This is a genomic window from Streptomyces sp. NBC_01476 (genome assembly GCF_036227265.1).
GTDB lineage: Bacteria > Actinomycetota > Actinomycetes > Streptomycetales > Streptomycetaceae > Actinacidiphila.
Genome location: NZ_CP109446.1, coordinates 1,279,020 through 1,295,478 on the forward strand (window position 1 = coordinate 1,279,020; position 16,459 = coordinate 1,295,478).

16 protein-coding genes are annotated in these 16,459 nt (G+C 73.5%); 2 read left to right on the forward strand and 14 right to left on the reverse strand.

The genetic code is table 11. From position 1 onward, the window contains the following. Positions 1-97: 97 nt before the first annotated feature. Positions 98-640 carry a COG4315 family predicted lipoprotein gene (locus OG552_RS05560; RefSeq protein WP_329130072.1) on the forward strand — a complete coding sequence of 181 codons (543 nt, stop codon included), beginning with the start codon at positions 98-100 and terminating at the stop codon, positions 638-640. 121 nt (positions 641-761) lie between these two features. Here OG552_RS05560 and OG552_RS05565 read toward each other — a convergent pair whose 3' ends face one another. From OG552_RS05565 to def, 6 genes are all read right to left on the reverse strand, one after another. Beyond that, positions 762-1,061, reverse strand: a complete 300-nt coding sequence (locus OG552_RS05565) for a barstar family protein (protein ID WP_329130073.1) — start codon at positions 1,059-1,061, stop codon at positions 762-764. A gap of 63 nt (positions 1,062-1,124) precedes the next feature. Next, positions 1,125-2,138: a sugar-binding transcriptional regulator gene (locus tag OG552_RS05570; RefSeq protein WP_329130074.1), complete on the reverse strand. Its 1,014-nt coding sequence runs from the start codon at positions 2,136-2,138 to the stop codon at positions 1,125-1,127. A 162-nt stretch (positions 2,139-2,300) separates the two neighbouring features. Next, complete coding sequence (gene rpe, locus OG552_RS05575) at positions 2,301-2,966, reverse strand: ribulose-phosphate 3-epimerase (RefSeq protein ID WP_329130075.1); 666 nt, start codon at positions 2,964-2,966, stop codon at positions 2,301-2,303. Positions 2,967-3,315: 349 nt separating this feature from the next. Then, a complete protein-coding gene (locus OG552_RS05580) occupies positions 3,316-4,761 on the reverse strand; it encodes an RsmB/NOP family class I SAM-dependent RNA methyltransferase (protein WP_329130076.1) in 1,446 nt (481 codons plus the stop codon). 242 nt (positions 4,762-5,003) lie between these two features. Then, the gene (gene fmt, locus OG552_RS05585) at positions 5,004-5,933 is read right to left on the reverse strand and encodes a methionyl-tRNA formyltransferase (RefSeq protein ID WP_329130077.1); all 930 of its coding nucleotides are present in this window, start codon (positions 5,931-5,933) and stop codon (positions 5,004-5,006) included. Between the two features lie 85 nt (positions 5,934-6,018). Further along, positions 6,019-6,564, reverse strand: a complete 546-nt coding sequence (gene def / locus OG552_RS05590; protein WP_329130078.1) for a peptide deformylase — start codon at positions 6,562-6,564, stop codon at positions 6,019-6,021. Between the two features lie 266 nt (positions 6,565-6,830). Here def and OG552_RS05595 point away from each other — a divergent pair, with 266 nt between their 5' ends. Next, on the forward strand, positions 6,831-7,325 hold the full coding sequence (locus OG552_RS05595) for a hypothetical protein (RefSeq protein ID WP_329130079.1): 495 nt from the start codon (positions 6,831-6,833) through the stop codon (positions 7,323-7,325). Positions 7,326-7,393: 68 nt separating this feature from the next. Here OG552_RS05595 and OG552_RS05600 read toward each other — a convergent pair whose 3' ends face one another. From OG552_RS05600 to OG552_RS05635, 8 genes are all read right to left on the reverse strand, one after another. After that, positions 7,394-9,541 (reverse strand): primosomal protein N', encoded by a 2,148-nt coding sequence (locus OG552_RS05600; protein ID WP_329130080.1) that lies wholly within the window; start codon positions 9,539-9,541, stop codon positions 7,394-7,396. A 104-nt stretch (positions 9,542-9,645) separates the two neighbouring features. Next, positions 9,646-10,869 (reverse strand): methionine adenosyltransferase, encoded by a 1,224-nt coding sequence (gene metK / locus OG552_RS05605; RefSeq protein ID WP_329130081.1) that lies wholly within the window; start codon positions 10,867-10,869, stop codon positions 9,646-9,648. Positions 10,870-11,084: 215 nt separating this feature from the next. Further along, the gene (gene coaBC, locus OG552_RS05610) at positions 11,085-12,323 is read right to left on the reverse strand and encodes a bifunctional phosphopantothenoylcysteine decarboxylase/phosphopantothenate--cysteine ligase CoaBC (protein WP_329130082.1); all 1,239 of its coding nucleotides are present in this window, start codon (positions 12,321-12,323) and stop codon (positions 11,085-11,087) included. 116 nt (positions 12,324-12,439) lie between these two features. Next, entirely contained in the window at positions 12,440-12,715 is a 276-nt protein-coding gene (gene rpoZ, locus OG552_RS05615; RefSeq protein WP_329130083.1) for a DNA-directed RNA polymerase subunit omega, read from the reverse strand. 85 nt (positions 12,716-12,800) lie between these two features. Beyond that, positions 12,801-13,424: a guanylate kinase gene (gene gmk, locus OG552_RS05620; protein WP_329130084.1), complete on the reverse strand. Its 624-nt coding sequence runs from the start codon at positions 13,422-13,424 to the stop codon at positions 12,801-12,803. Between the two features lie 50 nt (positions 13,425-13,474). Next, entirely contained in the window at positions 13,475-13,798 is a 324-nt protein-coding gene (locus tag OG552_RS05625; RefSeq protein WP_073502779.1) for an integration host factor, read from the reverse strand. 250 nt (positions 13,799-14,048) lie between these two features. Further along, the gene (pyrF, locus tag OG552_RS05630) at positions 14,049-14,912 is read right to left on the reverse strand and encodes an orotidine-5'-phosphate decarboxylase (protein WP_329130085.1); all 864 of its coding nucleotides are present in this window, start codon (positions 14,910-14,912) and stop codon (positions 14,049-14,051) included. Further along, positions 14,909-16,018: a quinone-dependent dihydroorotate dehydrogenase gene (locus OG552_RS05635; RefSeq protein WP_329140563.1), complete on the reverse strand. Its 1,110-nt coding sequence runs from the start codon at positions 16,016-16,018 to the stop codon at positions 14,909-14,911. Before OG552_RS05635 ends, pyrF begins: the two co-directional genes overlap by 4 nt. Between the last annotated feature and the right edge of the window lie 441 nt (positions 16,019-16,459).

Below are 16,459 nucleotides of genomic sequence, written 5' to 3' on the forward strand. Positions count from 1 at the left end.
GTCGGTGCCCCCGCGCTGTCGTTCAGTGGGGATGCGCGGCCCCGATCCGGCGGGCCGTCAGCCGCCCGCCAGGGCCGCCCGGACCAGAGGAGTCCCCGTGAGGCACCACGCCAGAGCAGTCACCGCAGCAGCCGCCGTCGTACTCGTGGCCGCGGCCGCCACCGCCTGCTCCGACAGCGGCAAGAGCGCGTCGAGCAGCGCGTCCGCCACCTCGGTCGCGCCGGAGGCCGCGGCGGACGCCGCGTCGGTGACGGTGGCCTCGCACAAGGGGAATCTGGGCACGATCCTGGTGACCAGCAAGAACCAGGTCCTCTACCTCTTCCAGGCGGACAAGAAGAAGAACCAGTCCACCTGCAACGGAGCGTGTGCCTCGGCGTGGCCTCCGCTGATCGTGAAGGGCAAGCCGACCGCGGGCAGCGGGGTCAAGGGCAGCCTGCTCTCCACCGCCACCCGCAGCGACGGCAGCAAGCAGGCCACCTACAACGGCCACCCGCTCTACCGGTTCGCCGGCGACACCAAGGCCGGCCAGACCAACGGACAGGGGCAGAACGCCTTCGGCGCCAAGTGGTACGTCGTGGGCACCAACGGCAAGCAGATCACCAAGAGCACGTCGCAGCAGCCCTCAGGCGGCGGCTACTGAGCCGTCTCCGGCGATCGGCCGGCCGCGGGGCGGGCTGCCCCGCGGCCGGCCGCGGCCGTCGTCAGCCGTCCCCGGGCGTTCGCGGCCCGGGCCAGCCGTTCACGGCCGGTTCGCGGCCGGGTCAGCTGTCCTCCAGGATGATGAAGAGCTCGGCGTCGGTGTGCCGCCAGAAGACCTCCGCGTCCCGCAGGATCTCCTTGATGATCCGCCACTCGCGGGGCATCGAGGCCGCGCAGTCCTGCCAGTTGCGCACCCGCAGCTCCCGGCCGCCGGGCTCGGCGGGCCACCAGGAGAGGTCGGTCAGGCAGTCGGCGAGCGCGTCCCAGTTACGGCCGAACCAGTCGGGAAGACGCAGGTCGGCGATGCAGCGGTCCATGAAGGACTGCCGGTCGGCGACACCGGCCAGGTCGAGCACGAGCATGCGCCGATGCTGCCACACGTGATCATCGCCACGGCGGCAGCGCGCCCACCGGCGCCCGGCGGTTCAGGACCCGTCGGGGTCCGCGCGGTCCAGGGCGGGACGCAGCGCCGGCCCGGTGGAGTGCAGCAGATGGTCCGCGGCGGCGGTGTCGGTGACCAGGCTGGTGACCAGACCCGAGCGGAGCACCGCGTCGATGGCCGCGGCCTTGCGCATGCCGCCCGCGATGGCCAGCACCTCCGGGATCCGGCGCAGTCGGTCCGCGTCGATGGTGATGCACCGCTCCCCCAGGTCGCGGCCCACCCGGCGGCCCTGCGCGTCGAACAGGTGCGAGGACATCTCGGCGGCGGCGCCGAGACCGGCGTAGTGCTCGCGCTCGGCGTCGGTGAGGGCGTCGTGGACGGTGGAGATGCCCGCCTCCCAGGAGCCGATGGACACCACCGCGACGGTCACCTTGTCGAAATAGCCCATGGCGGCCGCGATCTGGCTCTGCGAGCGCAGCGCGGTGGCCGTCGCCGAGTCGGCGAGCACCATCGGTGCGTACAGCGGGTGCGCCTCGCCGCCGGAGACCGCGGCCGCGGTGCGTACCGCCTCCACCGAGCCGCGTTCCGTGGTGCCGACGTCGTATACACCGGTGAGCTGGACCACCGTGCACGGCGCCAGGTGCTCCAGCGCGTTGGCCATGGTGATGATGGACCGGCCCCAGGTCAGGCCGAGCACATCACCGTCGTTGACCAGTTCGCCCAGCAGACCGGCGGCGACCACGCCCAGATTCTCCGGGTCGGGCGCGTCCGCCTGGTCCGCCGGGGTCTCCACGACCACCGCGTGCCGCAGCCCGTAATGGGCGCGCAGCGCGTCGGAGCGTTCGGCGTCGAGTTCGGCGGGCACCCGGATCTCGATCCGCACCAGGTCTCGTTCGAGGGCGGTCTCCAGCACCCGGGCCACCTTGAAGCGGCTGACCCCGAACTCCTCGGCGATCTGGATCTTCGACTTGCCCTCCAGATAGAAGCGACGTGCCATCGCCGCCGCCTGGACCATCTCGCCAGGGCCCATACGCAGCTGTGCGCGGCCTGTGCTCACGTCGCCTCTCCCCAGTCGCCCATCTGATCCGCTCAGCGCTCATCCTCCCAGATCCCCAAGGTTACGGGCGCGTAGCTTCCGGTGCACCGGCCCGGTGTCCGTACCCGTTCGCCGGACGGTCGCGGGCCCGTTCCCCGGCCGTCGCCCCCGGGACGGGCGGGCTCAGTGGGCGCGGGCCGCGGTGGCCTGTGCACGCAGCGAACGGACCGCCGCCGCGGGGTCGTCAGCACCGTAGACCGCGGACCCGGCGACGAAGACGTCGGCCCCCGCCTCCGCGCACCGCTCGATGGTCTCGGCCGAGACACCGCCGTCCACCTGGAGCCACATCTCCAGTCCGTGCCGCTCGATCAGCGCCCGGGTGCGGCGGATCTTGGGCAGCATGATGTCCAGGAACGCCTGGCCGCCGAAGCCGGGCTCCACCGTCATGATCAGCAGCATGTCGAGCTCCGGCAGCAGGTCCTCGTACGGCTCCACCGGGGTGGCCGGCTTGAGTGCCATCGACGCCCTGGCGCCCTTCGCCCGGATCTCCCGGGCCAGCCGGACCGGGGCCGCCGCGGCCTCGGCGTGGAAGGTGACCGAACCCGCGCCCGCCTCGACATAGGCGGGTGCCCAGCGGTCGGGCTGCTCGATCATCAGATGGCAGTCGAGCGGGATCCCGGTCGTCTTGCCCAGTGCCTCGACGGCCGGAACGCCCAGCGTGAGGTTGGGGACGAAGTGGTTGTCCATCACGTCGACATGGAGCCAGTCGGCGCCCTCGACCGCTTGCGCCTCCTCGGCGAGCCGGGCGAAGTCGGCGGACAGGATGCTGGGGTTGATCTGCACGGTCATACGGCCAGCAAATCAGATTCCGGGCCGCCGGTGCAGCGCGGTCCACGCGGGCGCACGGCGGGCGGCGCGCGGTCCCGCGCGATACGCCGGAGGAGTTGTCCACAGGCTTTCGCACGGCTGTCCGAGAGTCCTGCCATGCTTGCCTTCTGGCCGGTCTTCCCGCCCCCGCGGCGGAAGGCAGACGGGGGACACCACGAGCGGATCAGGGGGATCGCACTCATGGCGGGCGAAGCTGGACGAGTAGCACATCTGGTGTGCGGGCGGCGCGAGCCGGCTCGGCGCGGCGGGGGCACCATCGCCGCCCGCGCCGGAGCCGGCCGGCATACCGGTGGAGCGGCGATAGCGCCGGTCAGCCGGTGCGGCGCAGCAGCGCCAGGTACATCGCGTCGGTGCCGTGCAGATGCGGCCACAGCTGGAGGTCCGGGCCGTCCCCGAGCACGGGGACACCGGGCAGCAGCGGCCGGGCGTCGATGAGTTCGGCGTCCGGGGCCTGGTCGCCACGGAGGATGTCGTCGACCACGGCGCGGGTCTCGGCCAGGTGCGGGGAGCAGGTGGCGTAGGCGACGATGCCGCCGACCCGCACCGCCCGCAGCGCCTCGGCCAGCAGGCCGCGCTGCAGCGGGCCGAACCCGGCGACGTCCTCGGCGCGCCGCCGCCAGCGGGCCTCCGGACGGCGGCGCAGGGCGCCGAGACCGGTGCAGGGCACGTCGACCAGCACCCGGTCGAAGGAGCCCGGCACCCAGACCGGACGGGTGCCGTCGGCGACGACGACCTGGTACGGGCCGGGGTTGCCGGCCAACGCCCGGCCGACCAGCCGGGCCCGGTGCGGCTGCTTCTCGGCGGCCACCAGCAGGGCGCCGCGCTCGGCGGCGAGCGCGGCCAGCAGCGCCGCCTTGCCGCCGGGGCCCGCGCAGCCGTCGAGCCAGCGCCGGTCGGGGCCGTCCAGCGGGGCCGCGGCGAGTGCGGCGGCCACCAGCTGGCTGCCCTCGTCCTGCACACCGGCCCGCCCCTCGCGGACCGCGTCGACCGCCGCCGGGTCGCCGCCCTCGGCAAGGCGCAGCGCGTACGGCGACCAGCGGCCCGGTTCGGTGCTGCCGTCGGGCAGCGAGCCGGCGATCTCCGCGGGGGTGGCGCGCCCGGGGCGGGCCACCAAGGTCACCTCGGGCCGCTCGTTGTCGGCGGCCAGCAGGTCCTCGATCCCGGCCCGGCCGCCGCCGAGGGCGTCCCACAGCGCGGAGACCACCCAGCGCGGGTGCGCGTGCACCACGGCCAGGTGGTCCTCGGGGTCCTCGTCGTAGGGGGGCGCGACCTGTGCCAGCCAGGCGTCGAAGTCCTGGGCGGCGACCTTGCGCAGCACCGCGTTGACGAACTTCGACCGGCCGTCGCCGAGCACCACCCGGGCGAGGTCCACGGTCGCCGAGACCGCGGCGTGCGAGGGGATGCGGGTGCCGAGCAACTGGTGGGTGCCGAGGGCGAGTACGTCGAGGACCGGCGGGTCCACCTCGCGCAGCGGCCGGTCGACGCAGGCGGCGATCACGGCGTCGTAGGTGCCCTGCCGGCGCAGCGTCCCGTAGACCAGCTCGGTGGCGAGCGCGGCGTCCCGGCGGTCGAAGGTGCGGTTCTCCTTGACCGCCTTCTCCTCGGCCTTGCGGAGCAGGCCGGGCAGCACGAGGTTGGCGTAGGCGTCCCGTTCCCCGACCGCGCGCAGCGCCTCGAAGGCGAGGATCCGCACGGGGTCGCGCTGCGGCCGGCGGTACGGTTTGCCCTGCGGGCGGCGCCCGGGTGCTTGGGTCACGTGAAAGGTGCTCCGCTTTTTCTCTTACGGTCCGTGGTCGCCGTCCAGCCTAACCCGCCCCGTTCCACCGGCCGTGCCCCCTCGGGAGCACTGGGGCGCCCCCGGACGAACCCCGGAAAACACGCGACCGGCCGCCGCGGCGGCGACCGGGTCCATGCGCGGAGCCCGCCGCGGCCGTCTCCGGGCGACTGGCCTGTCCGGTCGCTCAACGCGGTCCCTCGCGCCCCTTCGGGGCCAGGGCCTCAGCCCAGGCGGGTGCCGGGGGCGAGCCGGGTGCCACGGGTCCACGCGGCAGCGGCCATCCGCTTCTTGCCCTGCGGCTGAACCTCCCCCAGGAGGACCGCATGGCTGCCGGTGCCGACATGCACCGTGTTCTTGCCGATCGCGAGTTCGCCGGGCGCCAGGTCGGTCCGGTCCGGCGCGAGGGTCACCGGACCGAGCTTGAGGCGCTCGCCCGCGGCGAGCGTCCACGCCCCGGGCGCCGGGGTGCAGCCGCGGATGAGCCGGTCGATCCGCAGCGCGGGGGCGGCCCAGTCCACCGCCGCGTCCTCGACGGTGAGCTTGGGCGCGACGGTGACCCCCTCGGCGGGCTGCGGCCGGGCCACCAGGTCACCGGACGCGATGCCGTCCATGGTCGCGGTGAGCAGCCGCGCGCCGCTGTGCGACAGCCGCTCCAGCAGATCGCCGCTGGTGTCGGTGGGCCGGATCTCCTCGGTGATCACGCCGTAGACCGGCCCGGAGTCGAGACCCTGCTCGATCAGGAAGGTGGACGCGCCGGTCACCTCGTCGCCGGCCATCACCGCGTGCTGCACCGGCGCGGCCCCGCGCCAGGCGGGCAGCAACGAGAAGTGCAGGTTGACCCAGCCGTGGACGGGCACGTCCAGCGCCACCTTGGGCAGCAGCGCCCCGTACGCCACCACCGGGCAGCAGTCGGGGGCGATCTCCCGCAGCCGTGCCAGGAAGTCCTCGTCGCGCGGCCGGACCGGCTTGAGCACCTCGATCCCGGCCGCGGCGGCCCGCTCCGCCACCGGGCTGGCCAGCAGTTTGCGGCCGCGCCCGGCGACGGCGTCGGGCCGGGTCACCACGGCGGCCACCTCGTGCCGGTCGGAGGCGAGCAGAGCGTCCAGAGCGGGTACGGCGGCCTCGGGGGTGCCGGCGAAGACGAGCCTCATCGTGCGGGGGGTGCCTCTCGGTACGGTGCGCGGAACACGGATGGGAGCCGGGGCGGTGCCGGCCCGGCCTGCACGCGCCGCGGACTCACATGCCGCGGCCGAAGGTGTCGTGCGGCGAGATCTTGACCTGGGGTGCCTGCTCCCCGCCCCATTCCGCCTCCCGGATCGCCTTCAGCGCGGCCTTGCGCTGATCGGTGTCGAGCCGGTCGATGAAGATGATGCCGTCCAGGTGGTCGGTCTCGTGCTGGATGCAGCGGGCCAGCCGCTCGGTGCCCTCGATGGTGACCGGGTCGCCGTACATGTTGAAGCCCTTGGCGACGACGCCGAAGGCCCGCTTGCAGTCGTAGGTGAGACCGGGCAGCGACAAGCAGCCCTCGGGGCCGTCCTGTTCCTCGTCGGTGAGGGTGAGGTCGGGGTTGATCAGATGTCCCAGCTCCCCCTCCACGAAGTAGGTGAACACCCGCAGGGAGACGCCGAGCTGCGGGGCGGCCAGCCCCGCGCCCGGGGCGGCCTGCATGGTCTCGGTGAGGTCCCGGACCAGGTTGCGCAGTTCCAGGTCGAAGGTGGTGACCGGCTGCGCCGTCATGCGCAGCACCGGGTCGCCGAACAGGCGGATGGGCTTGACGGACACGCGAGGTTCTCCTGGGGGACGCGGGGCACTGCGTGAGCTGGGCAGAGGCCGGACTACTGAGGCTGAGGGGCAATTCTAGGCCGTCCGCGCGCAGGGGGTGCGCACGCCCGCCGCGCGCCCCCCGGCAGGCCCGCCGCGCCCCGAGTTGCGTGACTCCTTGGGGCGGTGGCGCGTTGGTCAAGAGAGTTTGACCGAAAACGGGTCAATGCGTGCGTAGCCATGCGCGACCCGGTCCGTTGGTAACCGCCGGTTGGAGAGGCTTGTTGATGCCCGACCACGCAACTCCTGACGCCCAGGCACGGGCAAGCCTGCACCTTCTGGTGCGGGACATCGAAAGGGTCCGCCGCCAGGTGGACGCACTGCGGACGCTGACCGCGCAGCTGGGGAATGTGTACCGGCCGCGCCGCAGCGGTCCGACCGCCGGATTCGTCGTCTACGGCCGGGCGCCCGCCCCCACGGTCCGCCTCGCACAGGAGCTGCGCGACAGCGTGGAGACCCTGGTCACGGCGGCGGTGGAGTTCGACCGCTCACTCGGCTTCTCCTGGGACGCGGTGGGGTCCGCGCTGGGTGTCACGAAGCAGGCCGTGCACCGCCGGTACGGGGGCCGCCGCCCCGGGACCCCCGCCTCCGACGAGCCGGTTCCCCTCAACCCGCCGACCGTCCCGGCGGCCCGCTCCATGCCCGGCCCCCCGCTGGGCGCCCCCCGTGAGGAATCCCTCCCGACACCCAGCCCTTCACTGCCGGGCCCGCGCAACGGCTGACCCGCTCCCCCGGTTGCCGGCACGCCGACAGTTCGGCAACCGGGCGGAGCGGTCGGCCACGCGCGGCTTCAGCCGATGTCCGGCGGGTCGATCCGGATGAAGGTGGGTTCCGCCGAACCCCGGGTGGCCCGCTGGACCTGGGCCTCTTTCAGGGCGGCGGCCAGCGCCGAGCCGGCCCCCGGTGGCACCCGCAGCAGCAGCCGTTCCCAGTTCTCCCCGGGCGGCGCACCGGGGGCGCCGCCCCGCCCGCGCCCCCCGCCGGAAGGCGCGGCTGGCAGCGGCACGGGACCCAGCAGCTCGGTCCCCTCGGGCAGCCGCACCAGGTCGGTGAACTCCGCCAGCGCCGCGGGCGGCCCGGTCACCGAGGCCATCCGCGACACCGGCGGGAAGCGCAGTTCGGCCCGCTCGGCCAGTTCCCTCACCGCGTGCCCGGCCGGATCCCACCGCACCAGCGCCTGCACCGGCCGCAGTGTGGCCTCCGCCAGCACCACCACGGTGCCGCCCTCGGTGGCCGGCCGGACCAGCGCGGCGGCCAGCGCCCAGCGCCGCAGCGCCTCCTCCCCGGCCCGCAGGTCGGGGCGGTTCAGCAGCGCCCAGCCGTCCAGCAGCAGCGCCGCCGCATAGCCTTCGTCGGCCACCGGCTCGGCGCCCGGCGTGGCGATGACCAGTGCCGGCGCGGCCCCCACGGTGGCGAGCACGGCGTCGCGGCCGGAGGTGCGGACCGGCACCCGGGGGAAGGCCCGGCCCAGTTCCTCCGCGGTGCGCCGCGCACCCACCACCTGGGCCCGCAGCCGGAAGCCGCCGCACTCCTGGCAGTGCCAGTCCGCGGCGGGGCGGCCGCACCAGCCGCAGTGCGGGGTGCCGTTCTGGTCGCGCAGCTCCAGCGGGCCGGCGCAGTGCGAACACCGGGCGGCCTCGCGGCAGTTGGCGCAGGCCAGCTTGGGTACGTAACCGCGCCGCGGCACCTGGACGAGGACGGGTCCGCGGGCGAGCGCGTCCCGGGTGACCTGCCAGGCAAGCGACGGCAGCCGGGCGGCCCTGGCGGCCTCGTCCCTGGCCTGGTCGGTGTCGCCGACGGTACGGATCAGCGGCGCCGCGGCACGCACCTCGTCCCGGCTCGCGGCCAGCGGCAGCGCCCAGCCGCTCTCGACCAGTTGGGCGCCCTCCACGGTGCTGGTGACCCCGCCGAGCAGCAGCGCGGTGTGCTCCTCGCGGGCCCGCAGCAGCAGGACGTCCCGGGCGTGCGGCTGTGGGGCGTGCGGTTCTGCGTGGCTGGAGTCGCCGTCGTCCCAGAGCGCCACCAGGCCGAGGCCGGCGACGGGTGCGAACATCGCGGCGCGGGTGCCGATCACCGCCCGCACCGTGCCGCGGCTGACCGCGAGCCAGCGCCGGTAGCGTTCCTCGGGCCCCGCGTCGGCGGTCAGCATCACATGCCGGCCCTCGCCGATCAGCGCGGTCAGCGCGGCGTCCGCCCGAGCCGCCGACCGTCCGTCGGGCAGCACCGCCAGTGCCCCGCGCCCGGAGGCGAGCGTGGCCGCCACGGCGGTCGCGAGTTCGTCCGGCCAGTGCGGCCCGGGCAGCGCCAGCCACACCGCGCGGGGTGTGTCGCCGCGGGCCAGCGCCTGCAGATAGGCGGGCCCGGTGGCGTAACGGGACCAGCTGCCGGGCGGCGGCGGCGCGGGGTCGGGGAGCGGGACCTGCGGTGGCTCCTTCTCGGCCCGGGCCATCCGCGGCGGTACGGCCAGCTGCACCACGTCGGCGAGCGCTCCGGCGTACCGGTCGGCGACGGCCCGGCACAGGGCCAGCAGCGGCGGGGTGAGCACCGGTTCGGCGGAGAGCACCTGGGCGAGCGGGGCGAGCGGCCCGCGGTAGTCGCTGTCCGCGCGGCGCTCGACGATGAAGCCGTCGTGCAGGGTGCCGCCCTCGCGGCGTCCGCCGACCACCCGGGCGCCGAAGCGGACCCGGACACGCACCCCCGGCTGGGCCTGTTCGTCCATGGCGGCCGGCACGGCGTAGTCGAAGAACTGGTCGAGGTGGAGCAGGCCCTTGTCGACCAGCACCCTGGCCACCGGGAGCCCTTCGGCGAGCGCGGCGCCGCGCCAGGTGCGGGGCTTGGCACGGGTCTTGCGGACCGTCTCCCGGATGAGCGCGAGCTGTTCGCCCCCCGGCGCCTGCGGCCCGGGGCGCCGCTGGTCCTGCCCGCTGTCGCCGCTCACTGTCATTTCCTACCAGACGGGTCGGACACCGCCCGCAGAAGACGCCGAGGCCCGGCGCCCGCATGGTGGCGGGGCCGGGCCTCGGCGCGGGGCAGGCGGACCGCCTACAGGCCGGTGGCGGCGCGCAGCGCCTCCACCCGGTCGGTGCGCTCCCAGGTGAAGTCCGGGATGTCCCGGCCGAAGTGGCCGTACGCGGCGGTCTGGGCGTAGATCGGCCGCAGCAGGTCGAGGTCGCGGATGATCGCGGCCGGCCGCAGGTCGAAGACCTGGCTGATGGCCTGCTCGATCTTCTCCACGTCCACCTTGGCGGTGCCGAAGGTCTCCACGAACAGGCCGACCGGCTCGGCCTTGCCGATCGCGTACGCGACCTGGACCTCGCAGCGGGCGGCGAGCCCGGCGGCGACCACGTTCTTGGCGACCCACCGCATGGCGTAGGCGGCGGAGCGGTCGACCTTGGACGGGTCCTTGCCGGAGAAGGCGCCGCCACCGTGCCGGGCCATACCGCCGTAGGTGTCGATGATGATCTTGCGGCCGGTCAGGCCGGCGTCGCCCATCGGGCCGCCGATCTCGAACCGTCCGGTGGGGTTGACCAGCAGCTTGTAGCCCTCGGTGTCGAGCTTGATGCCGTCCTCGAAGAGCGCCTTCAGCTCGACCTCCACCACGAACTCGCGGATGTCGGGGGCGAGCAGCGACTCCAGGTCGATGTCCGAGGCGTGCTGCGAGGAGACCACCACGGTGTCGAGCCGGACCGGCTTGTCGCCGTCGTACTCGATGGTGACCTGGGTCTTGCCGTCCGGGCGCAGGTACGGGATCTGGCCGTTCTTGCGGACCTCGGTGAGCCGCCTGGAGAGGCGGTGGGCCAGCGTGATCGGCAGCGGCATCAGCTCGGGCGTCTCGTCGGAGGCGTAACCGAACATCAGGCCCTGGTCGCCCGCGCCCTGCTTGTTGAGGTCGTCGTCCGCGGCCGCCTCGGCGGCGCCCTCCACACGCTTCTCGTAAGCGGTGTCGACTCCCTGGGCGATGTCCGGCGACTGGGCGCCGATGGAGACCGAGACGCCGCAGGAAGCGCCGTCGAAGCCCTTCTTGGACGAGTCGTAGCCGATGTCCAGGATCTTGTTGCGTACCAGGGTCGCGATGTCCGCGTACGCGGTCGTCGTCACCTCGCCCGCGATATGCACCTGGCCGGTGGTGATCAGCGTCTCCACGGCGACCCGCGAGTGCGGGTCCGCGGTGAGCAGCGCGTCGAGGATGGTGTCGCTGATCTGGTCAGCGATCTTGTCGGGGTGACCTTCGGTCACGGACTCCGAGGTGAACAGGCGGCGGGACACATCGCTCCCTGGGGTTGCAGCGGCTGCTGGCTGAATGTGGTGGAGGGCGCGGGGCTGCGCCCGGCCTCCGCGGTCAGTTTATCCTCCGAGTCGCCGGAGCGGACCCGGAGTCTCGTTCCTTGGATATGCCACGACCTGCGGCACTGTGTCCAGGTCCCTCGCGGGTGGTCCGGCAATTGACTTCGCCGGTTTCTGGGTCACCCCACGCTCCCACGTCAGCCGAGGCGGCGCACGACCAGGTCCCACACCTGGTCGGCAAGGGCCTCTTTCGGGCCATGGGGAACGGGGGTCTCGCTGCCGTCGGCGCCGAGGATCACCGCTTCGTTCTGCTCGCTGCCGAACGCCTTGCGCTCGCCCACCTCATTGACAACCAGCAGGTCACAGCCCTTGCGGGCGAGTTTCGCGCGGCCGTTGGCCAGGACGTCGTCGGTCTCGGCGGCGAAGCCGACGACCAGTTGACCGGCACGCCGGCGGGCGGCCGAGAGCTCCGCGAGGATGTCCGGGTTGCGCACCAGGGCGAGCGGCGCGGGCTCCTCGCCGTCCTTCTTCTTGATCTTCCCGGTCGCGTAGGCGGCGGGGCGGAAATCGGCCACCGCGGCGGCCATCACCACCACGTCGGCGTCGGCGGCGGCCTTCAGGACCGCCTCGCGCAGCTGCTCCGCGGTGCCGACGGCGGTCACCTCGGCGCCCGCCGGATCGGTGAGTCCGGTGTTGGCGGCCAGCAGAGTGACCCTGGCGCCACGGGCGACGGCGGTACGGGCCAGCGCGTATCCCTGCTTGCCCGACGAGCGGTTGCCGAGGTAGCGGACCGGGTCCAGCGGTTCCCGGGTGCCGCCTGCGCTGATCACCACATGGCGGCCGGCGAGGTCCGGCTGCTGCGGGCCGCGGCTGAGCACCCGGCGGCAGACCTGGAAGATCTCGTCCGGGTCGGGCAGCCGGCCCTTGCCGGTGTCGACGCCGGTGAGCCGGCCGACGGCGGGCTCGATGACGATGCTGCCGCGGCGGCGCAGGGTCGCGACGTTCTCCTGGGTGGCGGGGTGTTCCCACATCTCGGTGTGCATCGCGGGGGCGAAGACCACCGGACAGCGGGCGGTGAGCAGGGTGTTGGTGAGCAGGTCGTCGGCGAGGCCGTGGGCGGCCCTGGCCAGGGTGTCGGCGGTGGCGGGGGCGACCACCACCAGGTCGGCGCTCTTGCCGATCCGCACGTGCGGCACCTCGTGGACGTCGTCCCAGACCCGGGTGGCGACCGGGTGGCCGGAGAGCGCGGCCCAGGTGGCCTCCCCGACGAAGTGCAGCGCCGAGTCGGTGGGCACCACCCGGACATCGTGGCCGGACTCGGTGAAGCGCCGCAGTAGCTCGCAGGCCTTGTAGGCGGCGATGCCGCCGCTGACCCCCAGTACGATCCGCGGCGTGCGCTGCTCTTCGGCGGCGCCGGCGCCGTCCGTCTGGCTCATCGTCTCTCCTGCCGTCCCGCCGGGGTCCGCGCTGCGCGCTCACCGGTGTGTCACGTCCCATGACACACCACGGGCCCGGCGGTCGCTGCCGCCGGGCCCGTGGTGTGGTGCACGCCTCAGTTGGTCGGCGGCGCCTCTACGGCTTCGGATGTGAGCAGGCCCGCGTTGATCTCGCGCAACGCGATGGAGAGCGGCTTCTCGTGGACGTGGGTGTCCACCAGCGGACCGACGTACTCCAGCAGGCCCTCGCCGAGCTGGGAGTAGTAAGCGTTGATCTGGCGGGCGCGCTTGGCCGCGTAGATCACCAGGCTGTACTTGGAGTCGGTGGCTTCGAGCAGCTCATCGATCGGAGGGTTGATGATGCCCTCGGGCGTGCTGATGGAAGAGGACACGCTCTACCTACCCCTACTTGTGGACGACAGAAGATCACGGACGGCCGTACGGGTCAGCCGCTCAGGGCCGGCCGGACGGGAGTGATCACGCAATCTCCATCAAGGCTAGCAGCTCGTGCGCTACATCCTCGACGGAGGTGTTGACAAGGGTCACGTCGAACTCGGATTCGGCCGCGAGTTCGACCCGGGCGACCGCCAGCCGCTCCGCGATCACCTCGGCCGATTCGGTGCCCCGGCCGGTGAGCCGGCGCACCAGTTCCTCCCAGCTGGGAGGCGCGAGGAAGACCAGCTGGGCCTCGGGCATGGACTGCCTGACCAGCCGGGCGCCCTGGAGATCGATTTCGAGCAGCACCGGTTCGCCGGCCGCGAGCTTGTCGAGGACGGCCCTGCGCGGGGTGCCGTAGCGGTGACCGGCGAACTCGGCCCATTCCAGCAGTTCACCGTTGGCGACGAGTTTGTCGAACTCGTCGTCGTCGACGAAGAAGTACTGGACTCCGTGCTCTTCGCCGGGCCGCGGGGCGCGGGTGGTGGCGGAGACCGAGAGCCAGACCTCCGGGTACACCGTGCGCAGGTGGGCGACGACCGTGCTCTTGCCGACCCCCGAGGGGCCGGAGAGCACGGTCAGCCGCGGGTGTCTGACCGGGGGGGCCGGAGAGGCCCCCTGCGAAGCGAGGGGGCGGGCCGCCCCCCGGGAGACTGCAGGACTCATGGAGCGATTATCCCTGGTTCCCCGGTGCACCGGGACCACCGAGGGAATCGTCAGGCGGGGGTGCCGCCGAACTCGCGCTCCAGGGAAGCGATCTGGTTCGAACCGAGACCACGAACGCGGCGGCTTTCGGAGATGCCGAGGCGCTCCATGATCTGCTTGGCACGTACCTTCCCGACGCCGGGAAGGGATTCGAGCAGCGCGGAGACCTTCATCTTGCCGATGACGTCGTTCTCCTGGCCCTGCTTGATGACCTCGTGCAGGGATGCGCCGGAGTGCTTGAGCCGGTTCTTGACCTCGGCGCGCTCCCGGCGAGCCGCGGCGGCCTTTTCGAGCGCGGCAGCGCGCTGTTCAGGGGTAAGGGGCGGAAGAGCCACGCCTACGTCACCTCGGATGTAGAGCAATCGGATATGGACCTTTGTCCGCCCCGCAGTTGCGGGGCGACACGCGGCGCGCCCGAACGGCGCGCTCCTGTCGGAGACTAGCGGTCCGGACGGCGCAAGTCAGCGAGAACAGACGAAAAGTCCTGGTCAGACTCGATCCAGCGGGATATTTGGGGCAAAGCGGAACAGGATTCGGGGTCAAGGGGCCAGGTGGTTGAATCCCGCCCTTTTTCTTGCCGATTTCTCAGCCCTTCGCGGTCCCGACCGCCACACGCACCTCGTCCGCATAGGCCGACACCGCATTCCGCAGAGCGGTGACGTCCGGGCCGTGCCGCAGGACGTCACGGCTGACGCTCGGCAGCACATTGCGCACGGCCGCGCCGAACACCGCGGGGAGCCCGGCCGGGGTCGCGCCCTGGGCGCCGATCCCGGGCGCCAGCAGCGGGCCGTTGACCGACAGGTCGGCCCCGGCGTCGCCGATGGTGGCGCCGACCACCGCGCCGACCGAACCCAGCGGCAGCGCGCCGGCGTTCTCGGCCGCGATGTGGTCCAGCATCACCTGCGCGACCGACGCGCCGCCCGCGGTGACCGCCCGCTGCACCTCCGCGCCCTCGGGGTTGGAGGTCAGCGCGAGGACGAAGACGCCCGCGCCGGAGATCCGGGCCGCGTCCAGCGCGGGCCGCAGCGAACCGAAGCCGAGATAGGGGCTGACCGTCACCGCGTCGCAGAAGAGCGGCGAGTCCTTGTCGAGGTACGTGGCGGCGTACGCGGCCATGGTCGAGCCGATGTCGCCGCGCTTGGCGTCCATCAGCACCAGCGCGCCCGCCTGCCGGGCGGCCGCCACCGCCCGCTCCAGCACGGCGATGCCGCGCGAGCCGAAGCGCTCGAAGAAGGCGGACTGCGGCTTGAACACCGCGGTGCTGCCGGCCAGCGCGTCCACCACCGTCATGGTGAAGCGCTCCAGGCCCGGTACGTCGTCGGCCAGACCCCAGGCGGACAGCAGCGAGGCGTGCGGGTCGATGCCGACGCACAGCGGTCCGCGGGTGTCCATGGCGTGCCGCAGACGGGCGCCGAAGGGCGCGAGAGGGGTGTCGGGGGCGGCGGTCATACGGTCACCTTCCGGGTGTCGGCGCCGACGGCGTCGGCGAGCGTGGTGTACGGGCTCGCCGCCAGGCGGGCGGCCAGCCCCTTGTGCATCGCGCGCATCCACAGCGGCCCCCGGTAGATGAAGGCGCTGTACCCCTGGACCAGGGTGGCGCCGGCCAGGATCCGCTGCCAGGCGTCGTCGGCGTCCTCGATGCCGCCGACCCCGACCAGCACCAGGCGGTCGCCGACCCGGCCGTGGAGCCGGCGCAGCACCTCAAGCGAGCGCTCCTTGAGGGGGGCGCCGGACAGCCCGCCGGTCTCCTCGACCAGGTCGCGCGCCGAGCGCAGGCCGAGGCCGTCGCGGGCGACGGTGGTGTTGGTCGCGATGATGCCGTCGAGGCCGAGTTCCAGGGCGAGGTCGGCGACCGCGTCCACGTCGTCGTCCGCGAGGTCCGGGGCGATCTTCACCAGCAGCGGCACCCGGCGCTCCGGCACGGCGCGGTCGGCGGCCTCGCGCACCGCGGTGAGCAGCGGGCGCAGCGCGGAGGTGGCCTGCAGATCGCGCAGGCCGGGGGTGTTCGGGGAGGAGACGTTGACCACCAGGTAGTCGGCGTACGCGGCCAGCCGCTCGGTCGAGGTCACGTAGTCCGCGACGGCACCCGATTCGGGGACGGCCTTGGTCTTGCCGATGTTGACGCCGACGGTGGTGCGGAACACCTGGCGGCGGGCCCCGAGGCGGGCGGCGACCGCGGCGGAGCCGTCGTTGTTGAAGCCCATCCGGTTGATCAGCGCGCGGTCGGCCACCAGCCGGAAGAGCCGCCGCCTGGGATTCCCCGGCTGGCCCTCCCCGGTGACGGTGCCGATCTCGACGTGGTCGAAGCCGAGCATCGCCATGCCGTCGATCGCCACGGCGTTCTTGTCGAACCCCGCGGCCAGGCCGAACGGCCCGTGCATCCGCAGCCCCAGCGCCTCGGTCCGCAGCGATGCGTGGCGCGGGGCGAGGACGGCGGCGACGAAGGTCCGCAGCACGGGGACGCGGGCGGTGCCGCGGATCCACCGGAAGGCCAGGTGGTGCGCCGTCTCGGGGTCCATCCTGCGGAAGACCAGTCGAAAGAAGAGGGGGTACATGGTTTCGCCTGTCATCTCGTCGTCATTCGGAGCGGATCCCCTACGGGGCGCGGGCCTCCGGGGTGCCCTCCCCTGCGGGGTGCCCTACCGGACGCGGTGCCCTCCCGGGCGGGTGCCCTTGCGGGCGGCGGTTGCTTTTCAGGGGCGCTGGGGGTACCCCCAGACGGAGTCTGGGGGAGGAATTGCGCGAACGGCCACGACGGGGCCGCACTCCGTCACCGGCCGGTTGGGGCAGTCGCTGTCGTATCCGGACCACCGGCCGGTGGCCGGTTGCTCGCGCAGTTCCCCGCGCCCCTGTAGGGCACCGTCCCGCACGGTCGCGCCCACGCGGCGGCAGCCGCACAGGAGATGCAGCCCCGCGCCCCTGGTAGGCACCGTCCCGTACGGTCGCGCCCACGCGGCGGCAGCCGCACAGGAGATGCAGCCCCGCGCCCCTGGTAG